Source organism: Suttonella ornithocola (assembly GCF_001889065.1).
Taxonomy (GTDB): Bacteria; Pseudomonadota; Gammaproteobacteria; order Cardiobacteriales; family Cardiobacteriaceae; genus Suttonella_A; species Suttonella_A ornithocola.
In genome coordinates this window covers 1-19,302 of record NZ_LWHB01000109.1, presented here as the reverse complement: position 1 = coordinate 19,302, position 19,302 = coordinate 1, and the positions used below count along the sequence as shown (strand labels likewise).

Genomic DNA, 19,302 nt, shown 5'->3' with positions numbered 1-19,302 from the left:
TGTATAATTCAAGCAATCATTGAAGAGCATGGGCATGAAATAGTTTGGTTACCCCCTTATAGTCCAGACTTAAATCCCATTGAAAAGATGTGGGCTTGGATTAAGCAAATACGCAAAGAATGGCGGATGGATTGTATTGATACTTTATGCTTTTATCTGCTTTGGATTGGGTTGAGTTTTAGATGATTGCACTATATATCTGCTTTGGATAGATTGGATTATAAGTGATTTGACTATATGGCGTGAGTTGGATAGGTTGCCATGTGTCAGGCTCTGCCAAAGGTTTTAAAGGTAGTTTCAATAATATGATGGTTATTTATGCGGATATTGATACTATTTTTAGCGGTTTGACAATAGGTATAGGAAATTTTATATGCCCACCGTGTGGAATACGAAATTTTAGCAAGGCTGATGAGGTAGGGACTGGTCGGTTAGCATTCTACCGAAAAGATGATTTGGCTTCGGCGGTAGTATTCAACGCGGATAGGGTGGTTGCAATATTGCGAAAGGCGTAAATAGCTGCGGTAGTTGATGTCGCCTGAGTAGTTAATGTCAGGCAGTTCAAGGCGGTAGCGGTGCGCACCGCGATGTGTTTTTTGATAAACGCGGTAATCGCTGGTGATGTAGGTTTTTCTACCGTCTATTAGGTCAAATGCAAGTTTTATCGTTATCACCATACAGACCAACGCGATAATGCCCAGCACAATGGGAGGAAAATGAGGGGCATCGGGCATATTCGCCCTTTTTTTGCGCTCGCCTAAAAATATGAGCACCATGAGCAAGATAAAGCCGATAGATGATACAAAATAGTTGATAACACCAAGCCAACCTTCTTGCAGACTGTCGCGCCATGCTTGTAAAAAGAGGAGCATGGAGATAATAAATAATCCTGCAAAGATAAGCGCGCCTTGCTGACGCAAGGCTATAGTAAGCCTTTGGTTGAGGGGATTTGTCCTTGTGCGCGTGGGTCGGGCATTGCTGCCATGCGTAAGGCTCTGCCAAAGGCTTTAAAGATGGTTTCGATAATGTGATGGTTATTGATGCCACGAATGTTATCAATATGAATGGTTGCGCGCGCGTGGTTGGCAAAGCCGTTGAAGAATTCGTAGAAGGTTTCGGTATCGATTTCGCCAATTTTGTCGCGGCTGAAGTTGACGTGCCAATAGAGGCCGGGGCGTCCTGAGAAGTCGATAACCACGCGTGATAAGGCTTCGTCTAGGGGAACGTAGGCGTGTCCATAACGGGTAATGCCGCGTTTATCGCCTAGTGCTTCTCGCATGGCATCGCCAAGTGCAATACCGGTATCTTCAACGCTATGGTGGCAGTCGATGTGTAAATCGCCTTGTACTTGAATGGAGAGGTCAAAGCATCCATGACGAGCGATTTGGTCGAGCATGTGGTCGAAAAAGCCAATGCCTGTTTGTAAGTTGGCTTTACCTGTGCCGTCTAGGTTAAGGTCGATTTGGATTTGGGTTTCGCTGGTATTTCGGTTAAGGGTAGCAGTACGAGTCATGTTGGAGTGTCCTAAATGGGGTTATTGAGGGCGGCAACCTGTGCTGTAAAGGATGCTGTTTTGCGGTAAGCCGACGCTAGCATTTTGCCCATCGCTGAAAAAGGCGATTTGCCCGTTTTCGTAGATAGCAATGTTTTCACTAGGGATATGCGGTAAGGGCATCTCGCTCCCTTGGTAGCGCAATAAGAGGGTTTTGCCTTGTGCGTCTTGGTATCGGGTTTGTAAGGTTTGTCCGTCTCGACATTGCCAGTTACGCCAACTGTTATGGTTAATGGGGAGTTTAATCATATGAACGGGTTCTGTTTCTAGGCTATCGGTCAAGGATAGGTTGGCTGGCTGCTGTTTGCCAGCGCAAGCCACTAGAAGTAATGGAAAGAGGAAAAGGAAGGTTTTTTTCATGGTTTGTTCCGTTAGGTAGGTTTACCAAGGACGAATAGCAGCATTTTTATATGGAATAGGCGAAAGCCCAAGTCGGTATTCGTAGATTTTTTCGTATTCTAATACGCGCTTGGCATAATCTCTGGTTTCATAGAAAGGAATTTGCGCAATCCATTCGTCTAAGGGAAGCGCGGGGTTATCGGCTAACCAACGATTGGCTCGACTCGGTCCCGCGTTGTAGGCAGCGGCGGCATAGGCTAAATGCCCAAATTGGTTTAAGCGGTCAGCGAGGTATTGGCTGCCAATGTTGAGATTGGTTTCCGGAATGGTGAGTTGTAGGCTATTGGTATAAGGGATACCGTATTTTTTAGCAGTATGGCGAGCAGTTGCTGGCATGACTTGCATCAGCCCAATAGCGCCAGCGCGTGATTTGATTTCAGGTTGGAAAATGCTTTCTTTACGAATAATGGCGTAGATTTTGGCAGGGCTGATGCCGTAGCGTGTTGCTAAGGAGCGAACTTGGTTTTGATACAGCACAGGGAAACGAACGGCAAGGGCATCCCAATCTTTGGTTTTCGAAAGGGTGGTAATGCTTTGAATGGTCCATCCGTTTTCAGCAGCAAGCAAGGCAGCTTGACGGAGTTCTTCATCCGTCATTTTACGGGTCATGGCGTTATATTCTTGTGCCGCACGACTTTTATCCCCAAGGCGGAGAAAGGTTTTTATCCGATAGATTTCGGGAAGGGTTTTTATTCGATGATAGATTTTGGGATTTTTGGTGAGCGGTTTATCGTTAAAGGCGTAGGGGAGTCCAAGTTTTTCGGCCGCTAAAAATCCAAAGAAATCACGATGCCCAGCGGCTTTTTGATAGTGCATTTTGGCTTGTGCAGGCTGTCCGGTTTTTTCATAGGCTTTGCCTATCCAATATTGGTATTCTGGTGTGGCGAGGTCTTCTTCGCTCATATGGTTAAAAAGGGCTGGGATGGCTTGCCAGCGATTAAGCCGCATTTCATACGCCAATAGGTCAAAAACGGCGTTTTTATCATGCCCACCTTGGGGAATAAGCGCAAAGATTTGTTCGCTGCGTGGATCGTTGTCTTGCGCAAGTAAGGCAGCTAATTGAGAAAGTGCGCGTCCTGCGGCTTCTGGTTCGGCGGCGTATTCTTTAGCAGAAAGTGCCGTGGCGAGGTTAATGGCTTGTTCTCGATTGTTTTTAGCGTTGTGATAGATGCTATCGGCAATGGCAGTGGTTCGCCAATGAGCAGGAGTGAGGTTAAAAAGGGTTTGAGCTGGTAAGGTGTTTTGGCGAACGGCTAACCAGTTCGAAGCGGAATTGGCTTCGTTGCCTTTTAGCATGGCTTGAAGGCGAGCAGCGAGGACGAGGTTGTTATTCTGCATGGCTTTTTGAAAGCGGTCAGCAATGAGCTTTTGGCTAAGGCTGCCATCGCCTAGCATTTGAATGAATAGTGGATCACAAGCAGGGTCGATGTTTTTACTGCTCATCCAAAGCGATTCGATGTTGGCTTCTGCTTGTTGGCGTTTACCACTATGGAGAAGGGCTAAACGCCATTCGCATTCGATGCTTTCATCAGCAAAAGCTGGCGAGTATGCTTGGACGATGTCGTTATAAGCGCGATTGGATAGCCATAGCGGAAAGGCATGCTCTGCTAACCAACCAGCAAAAGGCGCATGCGCATTTTCGCGTAGGAATTTAACGATGGTTTGATTGGGTGTGGTTTCTAGGTTATTGCGGTATTCTCTATATTGAAGGTAGGGATAAAGTGGATGTCCTGCGAAATGGCTGTAATCAGATAGCGGTGCGCCATTTTTCATCGCTGCTTCTGCATCTAGGATGTTATCCTCAGCATAGCTGTTGAGCTGAAATAAGAGAAAAGCCGTTGTTAGAAGGTTTTTGAGCATAAGAAAGGTAATCCCGAATTATTGGATGTGTTTGCGCCATTGTTGGCGGTATTTGTCTTGATAAGAGAGAACGCGTTTAACGTAACGCTGAGTTTCATTATAAGGTGGAATGGTATTGCCGTATTTTTTAACGGCTTCAGGACCTGCATTATAGCCTGCTAGGGCAAGGCTCGTGTCGTTGTTAAAGCGTTTTAATAAGCCTGATAAGTAGCGGATACCGCCGTCAATGTTTTGCTTGGCATCAAAGGGGTCGGTAACGCTAAGCATTCCTGCGGTTGCAGGCATCAGTTGCATCAGCCCAATAGCACCTTTGTCGGAAACAATGTCACTACGATAGGCGGATTCTACGGTGATAACGGCATGAGCTAGTGCCGGCTCAACATTGTATTTTTTGGCTAGGGTATTGATGGTTTGTTTTAAATGGGTTTGTCGGTTTTTTAATGCGCCACTGGGTTCAGTTACGGTAATAGCGCCTGTTTGCCCCGTTGGTTTGACCACGCATTGGTGGCGAAGCTTGACGGTGAGTCCATTGACTTTGATCTCGGCTTTACAGGACTGACCTGCTTTTATGGTACTGGTAAGCGGTTTGCCTAGGCTACAAGGGATGTTGTGTGTTTTTCCATTTTTCACATAGCTGCCACAGGATTTTGCGGCAGCAAGTAATGGCAGCGGTAAGCAAGCGATGATAAGTAATAGTTTTTTCATAAGTTGTTATTTAAGCCCGACGAGAGAAGGGTTAGCTTTATAGCGTCGGTAGTATTCCATGACTTTGGGAACGTATGCGCGCGTTTCGATAAAGGGTGGAATTTTATAGCCGTATTTAATGACGTTGCCTTCGCCCGCGTTATAGCCTGCGATGGCTAGCTGATAGTTGCCATTAAATTTATTGAGTAACCATTTAAGGTAGGTAGCACCACCACGGATGTTTTCACCGGTATGAAAGGTATCTCGGACACCAAAACGTTTGGCGGTTGCTGGCATTAGCTGCATAAGCCTTGCGCGCCTACACGAGAAACGGCTCGGCTTTTATAGGCAGATTCTGCTGAGATAATCGCATGGACGAGGAATGGGTCAATGCCAATTCGATACGCAATTTCGTTGATTTGCGGGGATAGGGTGCGCTGGCGTTCGAGTAATGCGCCAGATACGTTGATGGAGATGGTTTTGATATAGGCTTGCTCAATTTTGCGTGCTTCAATTTGAAAGGCTTCAGGGCAATCTTTTGTGGGGGAAAGGTGCAATATTCGACCTTCTGAGCTGGTTACAATGCCACCACAGCTACCACCAGTATTAAAATAGTCAAATCGATGCGCTGCGATATTAGCACTTTTGTTGCCAAGTACGACTTGTCCGCCACTGGTTCCCGGTGTAAGGTCATAAGAGCGGGTGGCGCATTGGTATTCTTTGGTTGTGCCGTTATAAACGACTTCGCCTGCGCCAACGCATTTTAAAGCGGCGGAGGCGGTAGGCATTTTATTATTTTGGTTAACACCTTGAGCGGCTAAATCTGTTAGGGATGCGGCGGTTGGTGTCGTGGATTTTTGGTAAAAATCGGCTGTTGCACCAGCAAATGATCGTGAAAAAAAGCTGCAACGGCGGAAGTTCTTGGTTTTATTTTCAGCGACGTAGCTGGGACGTCCTTGTTGGTCGTAGCATTTGTAGATATCAGTGGGCGGAGAGTCGGTTAAGCCAACTTCTCCTTTGCCGTTTGGCGTAGATTTCGTCAATCTATCGGCTTTTCCTCTACCAAGCGGTTTTCCTGTATTGATAGGGGTAGTACGCGGGTCTTGAATTTTTGCTTTAATGCCAACAGATTGGCATTCAGGTCGAGGCGGTGTTGTGGCTTCGATAATTTCACCGTTTAGATTGTCAGGGCAAAAGTATATTTGTATCGGGGCGTCATCGGTTTTTTGTGGTTTAGCCGGTGGTAGGGATTGAGCGGGGAGATTGTTTGTTTTTGGTATGGAGAGTTGAATAGGTTTTCGACTAGAAGGTGGTGGTGTCGGATTAGCCGTTTTTGAAGGAACGGTCATTAGGGAACCGCTACCGCCACCTAACATGCCTTTTTTATAGGGTTGGCAGCGGCCTTTTTGTGCGGATTTTTGTGCAGCGGTTACGATGTTTTTGACACCGCTGCCGTTATCGCAAATAAATAGCCCTTGTGTGGCATCTTGTGCATAGGTAAGGGATGACCATAGTAAAGTAGCGGCGCTTATAAGGAGAAAGAAGCGTCGATGGTGGATAAAAGGAAAAGTCATTTTGTTTCAGTCCATTGTAACTCAGAAAATTTTTCGACTTTTTGCCACGATGGCATCCCTTTTTTCCATAGAAGTTCGTTTTTCTCTAGTGTTCCTTGGTCAATGAGGGTTTGTAGATAGGCAATGCTATAAGGCCCCATTTGTCTTCCCCCAATGACTCGATAATATTCTCTTGCCAGTAAAGGCGCTTCATCTTTAGGAGTGGCTGGTATGGGTTTAGCATGTTGAGTGAGTGAAGATTCTGGCGCTGAAGATGAAATCGGTATAGCAGCTGTAATTTTTGCTGTTAATGTTAGCCCAATTAGGGTTAATCCCTGTCGATGCAAAAGCGGAGTCAGTTGGGTTTGTAGGAAAACAGATAGACGCTCTGGGTAGGTGAGAATATCTTCTGTTGGGATATTTTGTATGTTAATCAGTGTATTAACTTGTTCAGCAAGCCAATCATCTAAGCTCTCTATAGCGGGCTGAGGGAATTGTAATAAGTGATGAAGAAAGGCTTTGGGATGACTCAGGTGAAAATGGTATTCTCCACGAATTTGTAGGATTTGTTCATCATGCAGATGATGCGAAAGTTGCCATGTGCGATGCGGTGTTTGATGACGGTTGAGATAAAGTATGTTTATGGGCGCTGTTGGTTGTAAAGGCGATATTTTTTCTGCCGTTAGGGGATGTTCGCCTCTTAATAAAGGCGCACTTATGAGCTTCTCTTGAAATAAGCAAGCACAGTAACTTTCTGGAACGCTCAATACGGTTGAAGGTTCTAAGTGTGGCAAGGTTAGATGTTCTAAAAAGGGCTTATCTTGATGCGGAGATATGCGCACTGGCTCAGAGCGTTGAAATATTCGAGAGAAAAATCCAGACATAGGTTGATTTATTGTGATTGTTGGGTGGCTACGTGTTGTAAGGTTTGTTTGAGCTGATTCTCAGCGTCTTGCAAGCGTTTTTCTGCTTCTTTTCGATGGTTGCGCGCGACTTCATGAATTTCAATGCTTTCTTCAATGGTACTGATGAGCATTTGATTGGCTTGCTCTACCGCTTCAATATCAAATACACCTCGTTCGATTTGCTGTCGGCTTTCTCGATTGGCAGTTTGTAAGGTTTCTGCATTATTTTTGAGAAGGTCATTGGTTAAATCGCTACTGGCTTTAATGGCTTGCGCGGCTTCCGAAGAACGATAAATTGCTAATGATTGTGCGAGCTGTTGTCGCCAAAGGGGAACGGTATTGATTAAGGTGCTATTGATTTTATTGACGAGTCCTTTGTTGTTTTCTTGGATAAGACGAATGCTAGGTAAGGCTTGCATTGCTACTTGTCGTGTTAGACGAAGGTCGTGTAAGCGTCGGTCTAGTTCATCGCGTTGAGATTGGTGGTCGCGTAGTTTTTGGGCGTCTTCTAGGTTTTGGGTTTGTTCGGCATGCTGTTTTAGGACTGGAAGGGTATGTTCATCTGCATGTCTAATGATTTCTTCTGCGGCGGCAATGTAGTGTCTTAAGTCGCGAAAATACCCTAAAGTGGCATCATAAAGCCGATCTAGAGAAGTGATATCAATAAGTAGGGTTTGTTTGTGTTTTTCTAATCCGTTACTAATTTGGTCGATTTGATCGCTAACGGTTTCAAATTGTTGTCTGAAGGCTTCGATTGGACGGGCTTTGCCAAGCAGCTTATCCCAAAAGTGGTATTTTTTCTTCAACGTAAGTTCAGAACCTTGAAAGCCTTTTAGGGTCATCACCATTTTAGACAGCAGAAGCCCTGCTTCTCCGGTGTCTTTGGCTTGGATATCAGCGAGCATGGTATCGGCAACGGCGGTAAGTTGGCGTTGGGCATCGGTGCCAAAGTTTAGAACCGCTTTGGTGTCGTGAATGTTTAGCAGACTCACTAATTGGCGAACGCGATGTTCGTCTAATGGATTTTCATCGGTATTTATCAAGTTTTTTGGGGTTTCACTCATTTTTTTCTCTCTGATTGAGGGTGAGTTGCGCTTTAAGAACGGTCATTTTGATGTCTAATTCTGTTTGATGCCGTCCAATCAGTGCTTGCTGTTGTTCGGTAAAAGCCGCTTCACTGGCGTTAAGAAGGTCTAAAAATTGTTGTTGGCTTTCAGCTGATGATATGTCAGAGAAATAGCGGGCGCAAATTTGTTCGAGCTCTGGCAAGATAACAACAAAAAAGGTGCGCATTTGTCGGATTTGTTCGGGAGATTGAGCAACTTTATGCAGAAGGGTATCGGCTAAGTTGATAATGGTTTGCAGTTTGGATAAGAGAATGGATGATACATCGGTATTGTAAGCCGTTTCGGCGATTTGGCGCAAATGAAGAATGCTTTGTTGTGCGTCTTGTATCATTTGTCTCAGCGTAGGCGGTAAATCAGCAGGGTTAATCGGGGTTTCCTCTATGGAGGTGCTTGTCGCGGGGATGTCTTGAGTTTGATAGCAATAATGAAAATAGTAAGCACCGCCAGCGAGTAAGGTGTTAATCGCAATAAGCGGTGGGCGGCGTAATACTAAAGCACTTACGATTAAGGCACCTAGCGCAACTAACCATAAGGCATCTTTGCGTGTATCTTCAACGGGTAGTGGATTTTCTTGATGTAGGGTAAGCGATAGCTGATAAAAATAGCGTTTGGTTAAAAGCGTCGCATAGGTAAAACAGCCGACCGAAGCCAAGCTTAATAAGGATTTAAATAATCGACCTTGAAAAATCCCTTGGATAACGGCAATCCATAAAGGTGAGGAGGCAACTAGTAAGATATTGCCTCGCAGCCCTAGAAATAGTGCTTTGCTTTTGGTTAGCCAGCTTTTTTTCATCGAAATAATGCACTACAAGCGGGAACAAAAATCACTAAAAAGAGAATGCTCCAAGTCAGTATTCTTAACATATTACGTCCATAATGATTTAAAAGTACGTAGGGTTAATCTCGTTAACTCAGCAAGGAAGAGGCTAAGTTTTTGGAATAACACCAAAGGAAATTTATCATATTTTGTTAAAAAGTTTATTTTCGACGTGTCCATATATCTGTGCTTCCAAACCAAGAGAGAAAGCGATAGCTGTTAATTTTTAGCTGACTGCCGTCTGCAGAAATGGTTAGGGTTACTTTGGCTTCTTTTCCTGTTTCTGGATTAAGAATTTTCCCATCGCTCCATGTATCTCCACTTTTACGAACCAATCCTTTTATAAAGGTTAATCCTCTGACGGGAGTGTCTTTGAGTGCATCTTTACAAGCGGTGCAACGAGCATTTGCATTGGGATAGTATTGTAAGATTTTGGCGGATAGCGTTTTCCCAACAGGGAAAATACGGATGATTAAAACAGGTTTACCAGACTTGTCAGCTAATTGCCAAAAACCGACAGGATTCCCGCTGGTTTCAGCGTGCACCCAACTAGATAAACATAAAAATAGGGTTAAGAATATGGCTCGGAACATCTGCGCTCTCCAATTGAAAAATCAAATAATAACGCAATTTTTCCCTAAAAACCGCTTCATCAGAATAATTTTTAAGCTTTAAAGGTTTGTTTATCTAGGGGCAAGGATAGGGTGAGATAGCGGCGAAGTAGTCTTTGTTGTAAAGGATGAGTCAACGATAAGGTTAGTCCTGATAGCAATATTGCGCCTAAGAATGGTATCCAAGCTGGAAAGTTTGTCAGCAAAAGAAGTGTAATGATAAAGCTTAACAGTGGTAGCGCATAGACCATTAAAGTTAAGTAGTTCAGAATGTGATTAGGTAATTGTAGTTCAGCAAATGATTGGTTTTCAGGAAAGTTAGTCGGGCGAGGGAGTGTTAATTCACGTTTACGGAAAAAACCACGAAACCAAGGATTCTGTCCGCAGCCTTCTCCCGCTGCACATTTTGGGCAATCTTCAATGACATCAACGGGTAAAACGGTCAGCGTATCAGCGGTTTGATGGATAATCTTTACAGGTAGAGATAACAGTGCGTTAGTCATAAAAACTTTAGTGTTGAGCAAAGTGATGCCTCACCAGTTTGGTGAGGCATGTTGATAGATTTTAAGCGTTTGATTGGAGCGGTTTTTTAAATATGCCTAGTAAAACGGCACTTACCGCTGTGCCGGCAATAATGGCGAGGGCATATAGGAAAATATGGGTAACGGCTTTTGGAATAAACAGAACAAAGATACCGCCATGAGGTGCCTGTAAGGTTACGCCAAATAGCATTGATAAGGCGCCAGCTACCGCCGAACCAATAACTAATGCAGGAATAACGCGGATAGGGTCTTTAGCGGCAAAAGGGATAGCACCCTCTGTGATAAAAGATAGCCCTAAAACGCCTGCAGCTTTGCCTGCTTCGCGTTCTTCGTCTGTAAAGCGATTTTTATAAAGCAATGTGGCAACAAAAATGGCAAGTGGTGGTGTCATTCCGGCTGCCATAGTGGCTGCCATCGGAGCGGCAATGCCAGAAGCTATTAAAGAAACGGAAAAAGTATAAGCGGCTTTATTGATAGGTCCGCCCATATCAACTGCCATCATACCGCCTAATAATGCGCCTAATAGGAAAGCATTAGAGCCTTGTAAAGATTTAAGCCATTCTGTTAACCATGCTAAAGCGCTAGAAACAGGCGTGCCGATGACGTAATACATTAATAATCCAATGACAGCAGTTCCCACTAAAGGAAGAATAATCATTGGTTTTAACGCATCTAAAGAACGTGGTAATTTGATGGCTTTAGAAAGAAAGGCGACAAAGTAACCAGCAATAAAGCCTGCAAGAATAGCCCCTAAGAAGCCTGCCCCTAATTTATTAGACAGAAAAGCACCTATCATCCCCGGCGCAATCCCCGGACGACCCGCAATAGAGTAGGCAATATAGCCGCCTAAAATAGGAACGAAAAGTTCAAATGCGACCTTACCTAGATTAAAAAGATTGTAACCAAGGGTGCCCGCATATTTTTCATCGTAGATGTAAATCCCTTGGTCGCCATAAAGGAAAGAACCAATCGCAAAACCCAGCGCAATCAGCAAACCGCCAGCAACAACAAACGGCAACATATAAGAAACCCCTGTCATTAGGTGTTTATAAACACCTGTTTTTTCTGCCTTCTCAGCGGTCTTTTGCGAGACGTTATCGTTTTTAAAAGCAGTGGCATCAGCTAAAGCGATTTCAATGACGTGTTTACCATTATTGATAGCGGCTTTTGTGCTGGTTTGATAGAGGCGTTTGCCGACAAAGCGCGCTAAATCTACATTGGTATCAGCCGCAATAATGACGATATCTGCATCTGCAATATCAGCTTCTGTTAAGACATTTTCAGCACCGACACTGCCTTGTGTTTCAATTTTATAGCCATAACCTAGTTCACGCGCTGCCTGCTCTAGTGCTTCCTGTGCCATATACGTATGCGCAACGCCTGTTGGACAAGAGGTAATACCAATAATTTTTTTACTTCCAGATTTAACTTCTGGCTCAATATCAGATTGTGCAACAGCGGAAAGCGTTTCTCGAATATCGTCAATATCGCTCGTTTTGGCAAGACGTTCTGCAACTGCTTCATCCCCAACGACGGTGCTGAGGCGTTTTAAAACGGCAAGATGTTCATTATCTCCTGCTGCTATTCCAACAATAATATGCGCGAGTTCGCCATCTTCCCAATCTACCCCTTCAGGAACTTGTAAAATCGCAATGGCGGTCTCTTTGATGTATTTTCGACTTTGTGGCGTGCCGTGTGGAATAGCGACGCCATTGCCAAGATAAGTATTTTCTTGTGCTTCGCGTGCAAACATCCCCTTAACATATTCTGCTGTGGTTTTACCATTCTCTACGAGAATAGCGGCGACTTGACGAATAGCTTCTTCTTTTGTCGCTGGGGTAGCGCCCAATTGAATGAGTGCGTTTGTGAGTTCCATAAATCCCTCCAAAAAAATAATGGTCTGAGTTTCCTTTCGGTACAGAAAGCGTGAAACTATTATTGATTATTTATAAAAAAAGTAAAGAATGAGTAGTTGCTATAAAAAAACCTGCCATCTGGCAGGTTTTTTAAAAGGCTATAGAAGAAAAGCAATTTTATTTAAAGACAATACCATTTTCTGGTTTGTAATCTACATGAATCGTACTTCCCGGTAAGTATTCACCCGCTAAAATACGAGCAGCAAGCGGATTTTCGATAACCGTTTGAATCGCTCTTTTCAATGGGCGAGCGCCAAAGGTTGAGTCATAGCCTACATCTACTAAATAAGCTAAGGCATCATCGCTGATACTCAAGTGTAAATCGCGTTCTGTTAAGCGACGCTCCAAACGTTTGAGTTGGATCTTCGCAATATTGCTCATGTGCTCCTTGCCTAAACTGTGGAAAACAATGGTTTCATCAATACGGTTAATAAACTCAGGGCGGAAATGCGCACCAACGACTTCCATCACCGCTGCTTTCATCTCTTCATAACTTTTATCGCTCATCGCTTGAATAAGGTCTGAACCTAAGTTTGAAGTCATGATGATAATGGTATTGCGGAAATCAACGGTGCGACCTTGTCCATCAGTTAGGCGTCCGTCATCTAGCACTTGTAGCAAGATATTAAAGACATCGCCGTGTGCTTTTTCGATTTCATCGAACAGGACGACGGAATAAGGTTTGCGACGAACGGCTTCAGTGAGGTATCCACCTTGGTCATAACCCACATAGCCCGGAGGCGCGCCAATTAAGCGAGCAACGCTATGTTTTTCCATGAATTCGCTCATATCGATGCGAATCATATTGTCTTCGCTATCAAACATAAATTGTGCCAATGTGCGGCAAAGTTCGGTTTTACCAACACCGGTTGGACCAAGGAAAAGGAAAGAACCAATTGGACGGTTTGGATCAGACAATCCCGCACGGTTACGGCGAATGGCATTGGCAACGGCTTCTACGGCAATTTGTTGTCCAACGACACGTTCATTAAGCACCGATTCTAAATGCAGTAATTTTTCTTTTTCGCTTTCCATCATTTTACTGACAGGAATGCCTGTCCAACGAGAAACAATTTCCGCAATTTCTTCCGCCGTTACTTTGCTGCGAACCAATTTATTATGGGAATCATCCGCGTGTTTTTCTGCTTCGGCAAGCTGTGCTTCTAATTCTGGCAATTTGCCGTATTGAATTTCGCTCATACGAGCAAAATCTCCTTTACGTTTAGCGGCATCTAATTCCACACGCAATTTGTCAATTTGTTCTTTAATGACAGCAGCGCCTTGAATGCCGGCTTTTTCTGCTTTCCAGACTTCCTCTAGGTCAGCATACTCTTTTTCCTGCATTTCAATTTCGCTATCTAAATCATCTAAGCGTTTTTTACTAGCAGCATCACTTTCTTTTTCTAATGCTAACCGCTCCATTTTTAGCTGGATAAGGCGACGGTCAATTTTATCCATCGCTTCTGGTTTGCTGTCTAGCTCCATTCTAATTTGAGCGGCAGCTTCATCAATAAGGTCAATCGCTTTATCGGGCAGTTTCCGACCACTGATATAACGATGGGATAGTTGCGCAGCCGCGACCAGGGCAGGGTCAGTAATATTGATACCATGATGAACTTCATAACGCTCTTGTAGTCCGCGCAAAATCGCAATGGTATCTTCCACGCTTGGTTCATCTACCATCACTTTTTGGAAGCGACGCTCTAAAGCGGCATCTTTTTCCATATATTGACGGTATTCTTCTAAAGTGGTTGCGCCGATACAGTGTAATTCTCCACGTGCTAAAGCGGGTTTCAACATATTGCCCGCATCCATAGAGCCTTCGGTTTTACCTGCTCCCACCATGGTGTGGATTTCATCAATAAAGAGAATAATTTTTCCCTCTGATTTGCTGATATCGGTTAATACCGCTTTTAGTCTTTCTTCAAATTCACCGCGATATTTTGTTCCTGCCAATAGGGCGGCTAAGTCTAAAGATAATAAACGTTTGCCTTTTAAACTTTCTGGCACTTCATTATTGGCAATGCGTTGCGCGAGACCTTCGACAATCGCAGTTTTACCGACACCTGGTTCACCAATCAGAACAGGGTTATTTTTACTGCGACGTTGTAAGATTTGCATCGCGCGACGAATTTCTTCATCCCGACCGATAACAGGGTCGATTTTGCCGTCCAATGCACGCTGTGTAACATCTAAAGTATATTTTTTCAGCGCTTCGCGCTTGTCTTCTGCATTTTCATCTGTCACGGGCTCTCCTCCGCGTAAATTTTCTACGACTTTTTGTAAAGTGGCTTTATTTGCGCCAAATTCTTTTAAGGCTTTTGCAGTATCGTCTTTACCGTCTAATAGCGCTAATAAAAATAGCTCAGAGGAAATATATTCATCTCCATATTGCTGTGCCATTTTGTCGCATAAATTTAACAAGCGCGCTAATTCTGGCGAAATATTGACTTGTCCTGTAGGGTTGCTAACCGTTGGGAGATTTTGCAAGATTTCATCTAAACGGCTTCGCAGGCTGTTTACGTTTACTCCTGCTTGACGCAAGATAGATAACGCACCACCACCTTCCTGGTTAAGTAAGGCATAAAGAACGTGCGCAGGCTCCATATAGTTGTTATCTTTTCCAACAGCTAACGATTGAGCGTTGGATAAAGCTTCCTGAAAACGAGCAGTAAATTTTTGGTTCATACATCTTCCTTAATTGAAAAAACACTATTAGTCAAGATTAGGGTGTTGATTGTTTTTTCAAGTGAATAAATAGTCATAAATCAGGCAATTAAATCAAATGTTATTTTTTTAAAAATAGTCTGTTACGTTTATTTGTTAAATTAGGTTTAATCTTATTTAATCGTTATAATTAAAAACTTGCAGATTTGTAAACGGAGGCGTTATGCGTCTAAAAATAGCATTGTATACTTGCTTGTTAGCAACAGCCGGAATAAGCACTTTAAGTCATGGGCAAAATCTAATTGATAATTTATTGGGCACAAATACTCCAGCTTTTTATTATCCAGAAGAAAAAGATTCATTATGGCTTATCAATCGTTTGCCACCAAAGACAGAAAGCTATTTGCGTATCCCTTCAGTAGCCAGTTTTTCACTAGCAAATGGCTATGGTTTGCCAAAGCCAGTAGCACAAGCTTTTCATGAGCAATATCCTGAAGTTGCTAAGCAAATCGCTAAAGACTTTTCACAAGCAAATGCATTGCTATTAGCTTATTTAAAAGCCAGTTCACCAGTTGAAGTCGCTATTCAAAATGCGATTAGCTCTCGTCCTCAACTTATTCTTAGTGCAGAGTTTGCAGATGCAAAAGCAACGCTAGAGGAACTAAAGCAAAATCATAAAATCCAATTACGGTCAGTAGATGATAATCAAGGACAAATTCGTCTTGCGAATGTGCCTTTAGTTGGAGAGTATTTGGTGCAAGGGAATCGCATAACCGTGATGCTTTCGACGCAAAAAATGAAAATGGATTGGCAGTGGGCGATGCAAGATGCCGCTAATAATATTGACCATAATTCGATCCTAGCACAGGCAAAATCTAATAATACTCGCACTCTAATATGGCAAAAAAATCTGGCTAGGTTGAGTGCCATGCTTACTTACGATAAGCCTTTTACTAAGCCACTTCAGATTTCTCAAATTCAGGGTATTGGTATTCTTACCCAGCAAACGCCAGATTTGTATCGTGCAAAACTTGCGATAGATATGCCAAATGTTGGATTAAGAGAATTATTTCCTGTTGAACCACAACCAATTACGTTAACCAGCTACGGTGAACCAGATTTTGTTTTGCTTTATACCTTGCCGACCGTTGAGCAGGCTACCAAGATTTTGCGACTTTTTGATAAAGATTATGATGCAATTAAGCAGTCAGTCGCGCAGAAATATCACATTGATTTAGATTTATTATTAAAGGCAATTTCAGGACAGCATATCCTGCTCTCTGATGATTTTGGAAAAATTATCGCCTCACCAAAAGCAAAATTGGCGGCTTGGGAAGCGGTTATTGATGCATATAAGAAAAATAACCAAATTCTTGTTGATGAAACCGATAAATTTGGTATTCGACATGTTGCTTATAAAATTACGTTTCCTGAACAACAGAAAAATCCAGCTAACCTTGCTTTTTTGAAGGCGATGATGCCAGTTCCGCAGGAGATTTATTTCAAAGTTGAAGGGGATTATTTATTACAAGCCAGTTTGCCACAGCCGTTAATTGCTCGCCAACAGTCCGTTGAAAATCACTCATTATCAGAGTACTTTAAAAAAGCCGGCATCGACCCTAAACGTAGCAGCTTTGCTTTCCTGACAAATGTGAAAAATCTATCCATGCAACATTATTATCAAAATCTTAGCTATTTGCAGCTATTGAGCAATTATACGGGCAAAGCAGTTAATCTTAGTGATTATCCAGCTGTCTCATCGTTGAAATTGCCAGCCAGTGAGTGGCTTAGCTTCCAGATCAATAATGCGCAAAATGAACCGCTTAACTTTACATTGACCTCACCGCACAATCTGATGGATTGGTCATATAAAGGAAATACTACAACAGTTATTGCAAGTGTTGGAATACTTGCGGCTATCGCTATCCCTGCTTATCAAGATTATGTTGTTCGTACTCAGGTTGCGAATATTTATACGCAAACACAGTCTTTGCGTGATACTGTTGTAAAAACGGGCAAACTTCCCGTATTTAAACAATATCCAGAAGCTTTTCTTCCTTTTTTCAGCAATGGATATATGCAAAATAAAACCATTTGGTTAAAGTTAGCAGCAACGCAGCAAACGCCTAAAGTGCTTGAAGACCATTGGCTAGCTTTAACGCGAACAGAATTGGGAAAATGGAACTGCAATTTCTATCAAAGACCGGGTGGCACACCGATTTACCAACGTTTTCTACCTAATAATTGTCAATAAAAAAATAATATGGAAAAACTTTACACTTTACCGCCGATGTTGCCGTCAGGTGAAAAACATCGAATTGTTCCTTTTGAATATTTTGATGCAAAGTCTCGTAATCTAGTTGTTTGCCCTAAGCATTATATTTTGCGAGATGGCATTTTATTGGTATCTCGAACAGATATTCATGGAGTGATTACTCATGCAAATACAGCATTTTGTGCAACTAGTGGTTACGATAGCTCCGAACTCATTGGTTCTCCACATAATATTGTTCGTCATCCAGATATGCCAAGAGGGGTTTTTGCGAATATGTGGCAAACTTTATTAGCCGGTAGTGAGTGGCGTGGATATGTTAAAAATTTACGTAAAGACGGTGGGTATTATTGGGTTCATGCCACTATACAACCTTTATTTAGAGACGGTGCGCCTTATAGCTTTACATCTGTTCGTCGTAAGGTTGATAGAGATACCATAAAAAAATGTGAAGCAATTTATGCAGAGGTGCGTAAAAATGAAGAATAATCTTTAAAATCAGATATACTAAATATGTTTTCAACATACAGTACTTCATCTCATGAGTGACGAACAATCTGAACAGAGAAGCGGCTGGTTTCAAAAACTTTCTGCTTTTTTAAGCGATAATAACCAGCCGGATGAGCCAAAAGTGGCGTTATTGGAAATTATTCAAGATTATAAAGATAATCAGACGATTAATGATGATACCGCCACAATGATGGAATCATTACTAGAACTTAGTGATACACAAGTTAGAGATATTATGATTCCTCGTGGTCAAATGACACTTATTCAAGAAAATTGGTCACTGGAAAAAGTATTAACGGTGATTTTGGAAGCAGGGCATTCGCGTTACCCTGTTGTTGATGAAGAGCATGAAAAAGTATTAGGCATATTGATTACTAAAGATTTATTGCCAATGTTTGCTGGACACTATGCCTCAAAAAATTTCATTGATGTGATTCGCCCAGCGACCATCGTGCCAGAAAGTAAAGCATTAGATGCAATGCTTCGCGACTTTAAAATGAATCGAAATCATATGGCAATGGTTATTGATGAATACGGAAGTCTTTCAGGATTGGTTACTATTGAAGATGTTATCGAAGAAATTGTAGGCGAAATAGATGACGAACACGATGAAATCCCAGATGCTGAAGTAAGAGCTATTGGTGAAGATATCTATCAAGTCAAGGCATTGATGCCAATAGCAAACTTTAATGAACGCTTTAATACTGAATTATCAGATGAAGATGCTGATACTATTGGTGGCTATCTGTTGCAACAATTTGGTCGGATGCCAACGATAGGAGAGTTTATTATTATCTTTCCTTGGCGAATTAGTGTTGCTAAGGCTAATCAACGTCGTATTCTTAGTTTGAAAGTTGATAAAGCTCCCAAGATAGATGGCTAACTTATTGATAAATAGAATATTGCATTTTTTAAAAAGATAGATGGACTTTTAATGGAGTTTATTTTGTCCTAATAATTGTTCTTTAGAGACCTTTGCAAAATTCCGTTTTATACCAATTTTTGCTATTAGTAGAAAAATTAACACTATGATTTTTATATATTTTCAAAATTTAAAAAATTGAAACTTCTCTATTTTATGTTTTTTTTCAAAGGTCTCCTTTAATTAAATCAAAAACAATCATAGCGTGGCATCATGCTAAGATAATACCCTTTTAGACCAAAAGGGTGATTTATGTCTAATCAAACCATTTTACAATCTTTACCTGTAGGACAAAAAGTAGGTATTGCCTTTTCAGGTGGGCTAGATACATCTGCCGCATTGTTATGGATGAAACTTAATGGCGCAGAACCGTATACTTATACAGCAAATCTTGCTCAACCAGATGAAGAAGATTATGAGGCTATTCCTCGTAAGGCACTTCAATATGGCGCAAAAGTAGCACGTTTGATTGATTGTCGCGCACAACTGGTTCATGAGGGAATTGCAGCGATTCAATGTAATGCTTTTCATGTAACTACTGCAGGCGTGACATATTTTAATACGACGCCATTGGGTCGAGCAGTAACGGGAACAATGCTGGTTTCAGCAATGAAAGAAGATGGTGTTAATATCTGGGGTGATGGTAGTACTTATAAAGGCAATGATATTGAGCGCTTTTATCGCTATGGATTACTCACTAATCCTTCATTGAAAATTTATAAACCATGGCTAGATCAGAAATTTATCGATGAGCTAGGTGGGCGTGCGGAAATGTCCGAATTCCTTATTTCTAACGGTTTTGATTATAAAATGAGTAAAGAAAAAGCCTATTCAACAGACTCTAATATGTTGGGGGCAACTCATGAAGCAAAAGATTTGGAATACTTAAATACCGGTTTTGAAATAGTTGATCCAATCATGGGCGTTGCTTTTTGGAAAGAAGAAGTTCCAATTGCTAAAGAAAC

General features: G+C 42.3%; 17 protein-coding genes and 1 pseudogene. 5 read left to right on the top strand and 13 right to left on the bottom strand.

Features of this window, described 5'->3' with window-relative positions; translation table 11 throughout:
- Positions 1-186, top strand: a 186-nt coding sequence (locus tag A5N85_RS17000) for a transposase (protein ID WP_346243173.1), incomplete at its 5' end; no start/stop codon positions are given.
- A gap of 245 nt (positions 187-431) precedes the next feature.
- On the opposite strand, the gene A5N85_RS08600 is transcribed toward A5N85_RS17000, so the two are convergent.
- The 13 genes and pseudogenes from A5N85_RS08600 to clpB form a co-directional block, all read right to left on the bottom strand.
- A complete protein-coding gene (locus tag A5N85_RS08600; RefSeq protein WP_072576859.1) occupies positions 432-920 on the bottom strand; it encodes a hypothetical protein in 489 nt (162 codons plus the stop codon).
- 2 nt (positions 921-922) lie between these two features.
- Positions 923-1,513, bottom strand: a complete 591-nt coding sequence (gene hisB / locus A5N85_RS08595) for an imidazoleglycerol-phosphate dehydratase HisB (protein ID WP_072576858.1) — start codon at positions 1,511-1,513, stop codon at positions 923-925.
- Positions 1,514-1,534: 21 nt separating this feature from the next.
- Positions 1,535-1,912: an MliC family protein gene (locus A5N85_RS08590; RefSeq protein WP_072576857.1), complete on the bottom strand. Its 378-nt coding sequence runs from the start codon at positions 1,910-1,912 to the stop codon at positions 1,535-1,537.
- A gap of 21 nt (positions 1,913-1,933) precedes the next feature.
- Positions 1,934-3,811, bottom strand: coding sequence for a transglycosylase SLT domain-containing protein (locus A5N85_RS08585; protein ID WP_072576856.1), 1,878 nt, complete (start codon positions 3,809-3,811; stop codon positions 1,934-1,936).
- Between the two features lie 18 nt (positions 3,812-3,829).
- Complete coding sequence (locus A5N85_RS08580; RefSeq protein WP_072576855.1) at positions 3,830-4,516, bottom strand: lytic transglycosylase domain-containing protein; 687 nt, start codon at positions 4,514-4,516, stop codon at positions 3,830-3,832.
- A gap of 6 nt (positions 4,517-4,522) precedes the next feature.
- Positions 4,523-5,283, bottom strand: a pseudogene (locus A5N85_RS17290) (lytic transglycosylase domain-containing protein).
- A 782-nt stretch (positions 5,284-6,065) separates the two neighbouring features.
- Positions 6,066-6,932 carry a DUF4339 domain-containing protein gene (locus A5N85_RS08565; RefSeq protein WP_072576852.1) on the bottom strand — a complete coding sequence of 289 codons (867 nt, stop codon included), beginning with the start codon at positions 6,930-6,932 and terminating at the stop codon, positions 6,066-6,068.
- Between the two features lie 8 nt (positions 6,933-6,940).
- The gene (locus tag A5N85_RS08560; protein WP_072576851.1) at positions 6,941-8,017 is read right to left on the bottom strand and encodes a toxic anion resistance protein; all 1,077 of its coding nucleotides are present in this window, start codon (positions 8,015-8,017) and stop codon (positions 6,941-6,943) included.
- Positions 8,010-8,873, bottom strand: a complete 864-nt coding sequence (locus A5N85_RS08555) for a 5-bromo-4-chloroindolyl phosphate hydrolysis family protein (protein ID WP_072576850.1) — start codon at positions 8,871-8,873, stop codon at positions 8,010-8,012. The genes A5N85_RS08560 and A5N85_RS08555 overlap by 8 nt, the downstream gene beginning before the upstream one ends.
- Before the next feature lie 185 nt (positions 8,874-9,058).
- Positions 9,059-9,490, bottom strand: a complete 432-nt coding sequence (locus A5N85_RS08550; protein ID WP_072576849.1) for a DUF2147 domain-containing protein — start codon at positions 9,488-9,490, stop codon at positions 9,059-9,061.
- 71 nt (positions 9,491-9,561) lie between these two features.
- Positions 9,562-10,032 (bottom strand): SoxR reducing system RseC family protein, encoded by a 471-nt coding sequence (locus tag A5N85_RS08545; RefSeq protein WP_143143231.1) that lies wholly within the window; start codon positions 10,030-10,032, stop codon positions 9,562-9,564.
- A gap of 40 nt (positions 10,033-10,072) precedes the next feature.
- Positions 10,073-11,926, bottom strand: a complete 1,854-nt coding sequence (locus A5N85_RS17285; RefSeq protein WP_072576847.1) for a fructose-specific PTS transporter subunit EIIC — start codon at positions 11,924-11,926, stop codon at positions 10,073-10,075.
- 157 nt (positions 11,927-12,083) lie between these two features.
- Positions 12,084-14,654, bottom strand: coding sequence for an ATP-dependent chaperone ClpB (gene clpB / locus A5N85_RS08535; protein ID WP_072576846.1), 2,571 nt, complete (start codon positions 14,652-14,654; stop codon positions 12,084-12,086).
- Positions 14,655-14,856: 202 nt separating this feature from the next.
- Here clpB and A5N85_RS08530 point away from each other — a divergent pair, with 202 nt between their 5' ends.
- The 4 genes from A5N85_RS08530 to argG all read left to right on the top strand — a co-directional run.
- Positions 14,857-16,887: a pilin gene (locus A5N85_RS08530; RefSeq protein WP_072576845.1), complete on the top strand. Its 2,031-nt coding sequence runs from the start codon at positions 14,857-14,859 to the stop codon at positions 16,885-16,887.
- 9 nt (positions 16,888-16,896) lie between these two features.
- A complete protein-coding gene (locus A5N85_RS08525; protein ID WP_211268122.1) occupies positions 16,897-17,394 on the top strand; it encodes a PAS domain-containing protein in 498 nt (165 codons plus the stop codon).
- A gap of 52 nt (positions 17,395-17,446) precedes the next feature.
- On the top strand, positions 17,447-18,298 hold the full coding sequence (locus A5N85_RS08520; protein ID WP_072576843.1) for a CorC family transporter: 852 nt from the start codon (positions 17,447-17,449) through the stop codon (positions 18,296-18,298).
- Between the two features lie 291 nt (positions 18,299-18,589).
- Positions 18,590-19,302 (top strand): argininosuccinate synthase (gene argG, locus A5N85_RS08515; protein WP_072576842.1); only part of this gene is annotated, 713 nt, incomplete at its 3' end.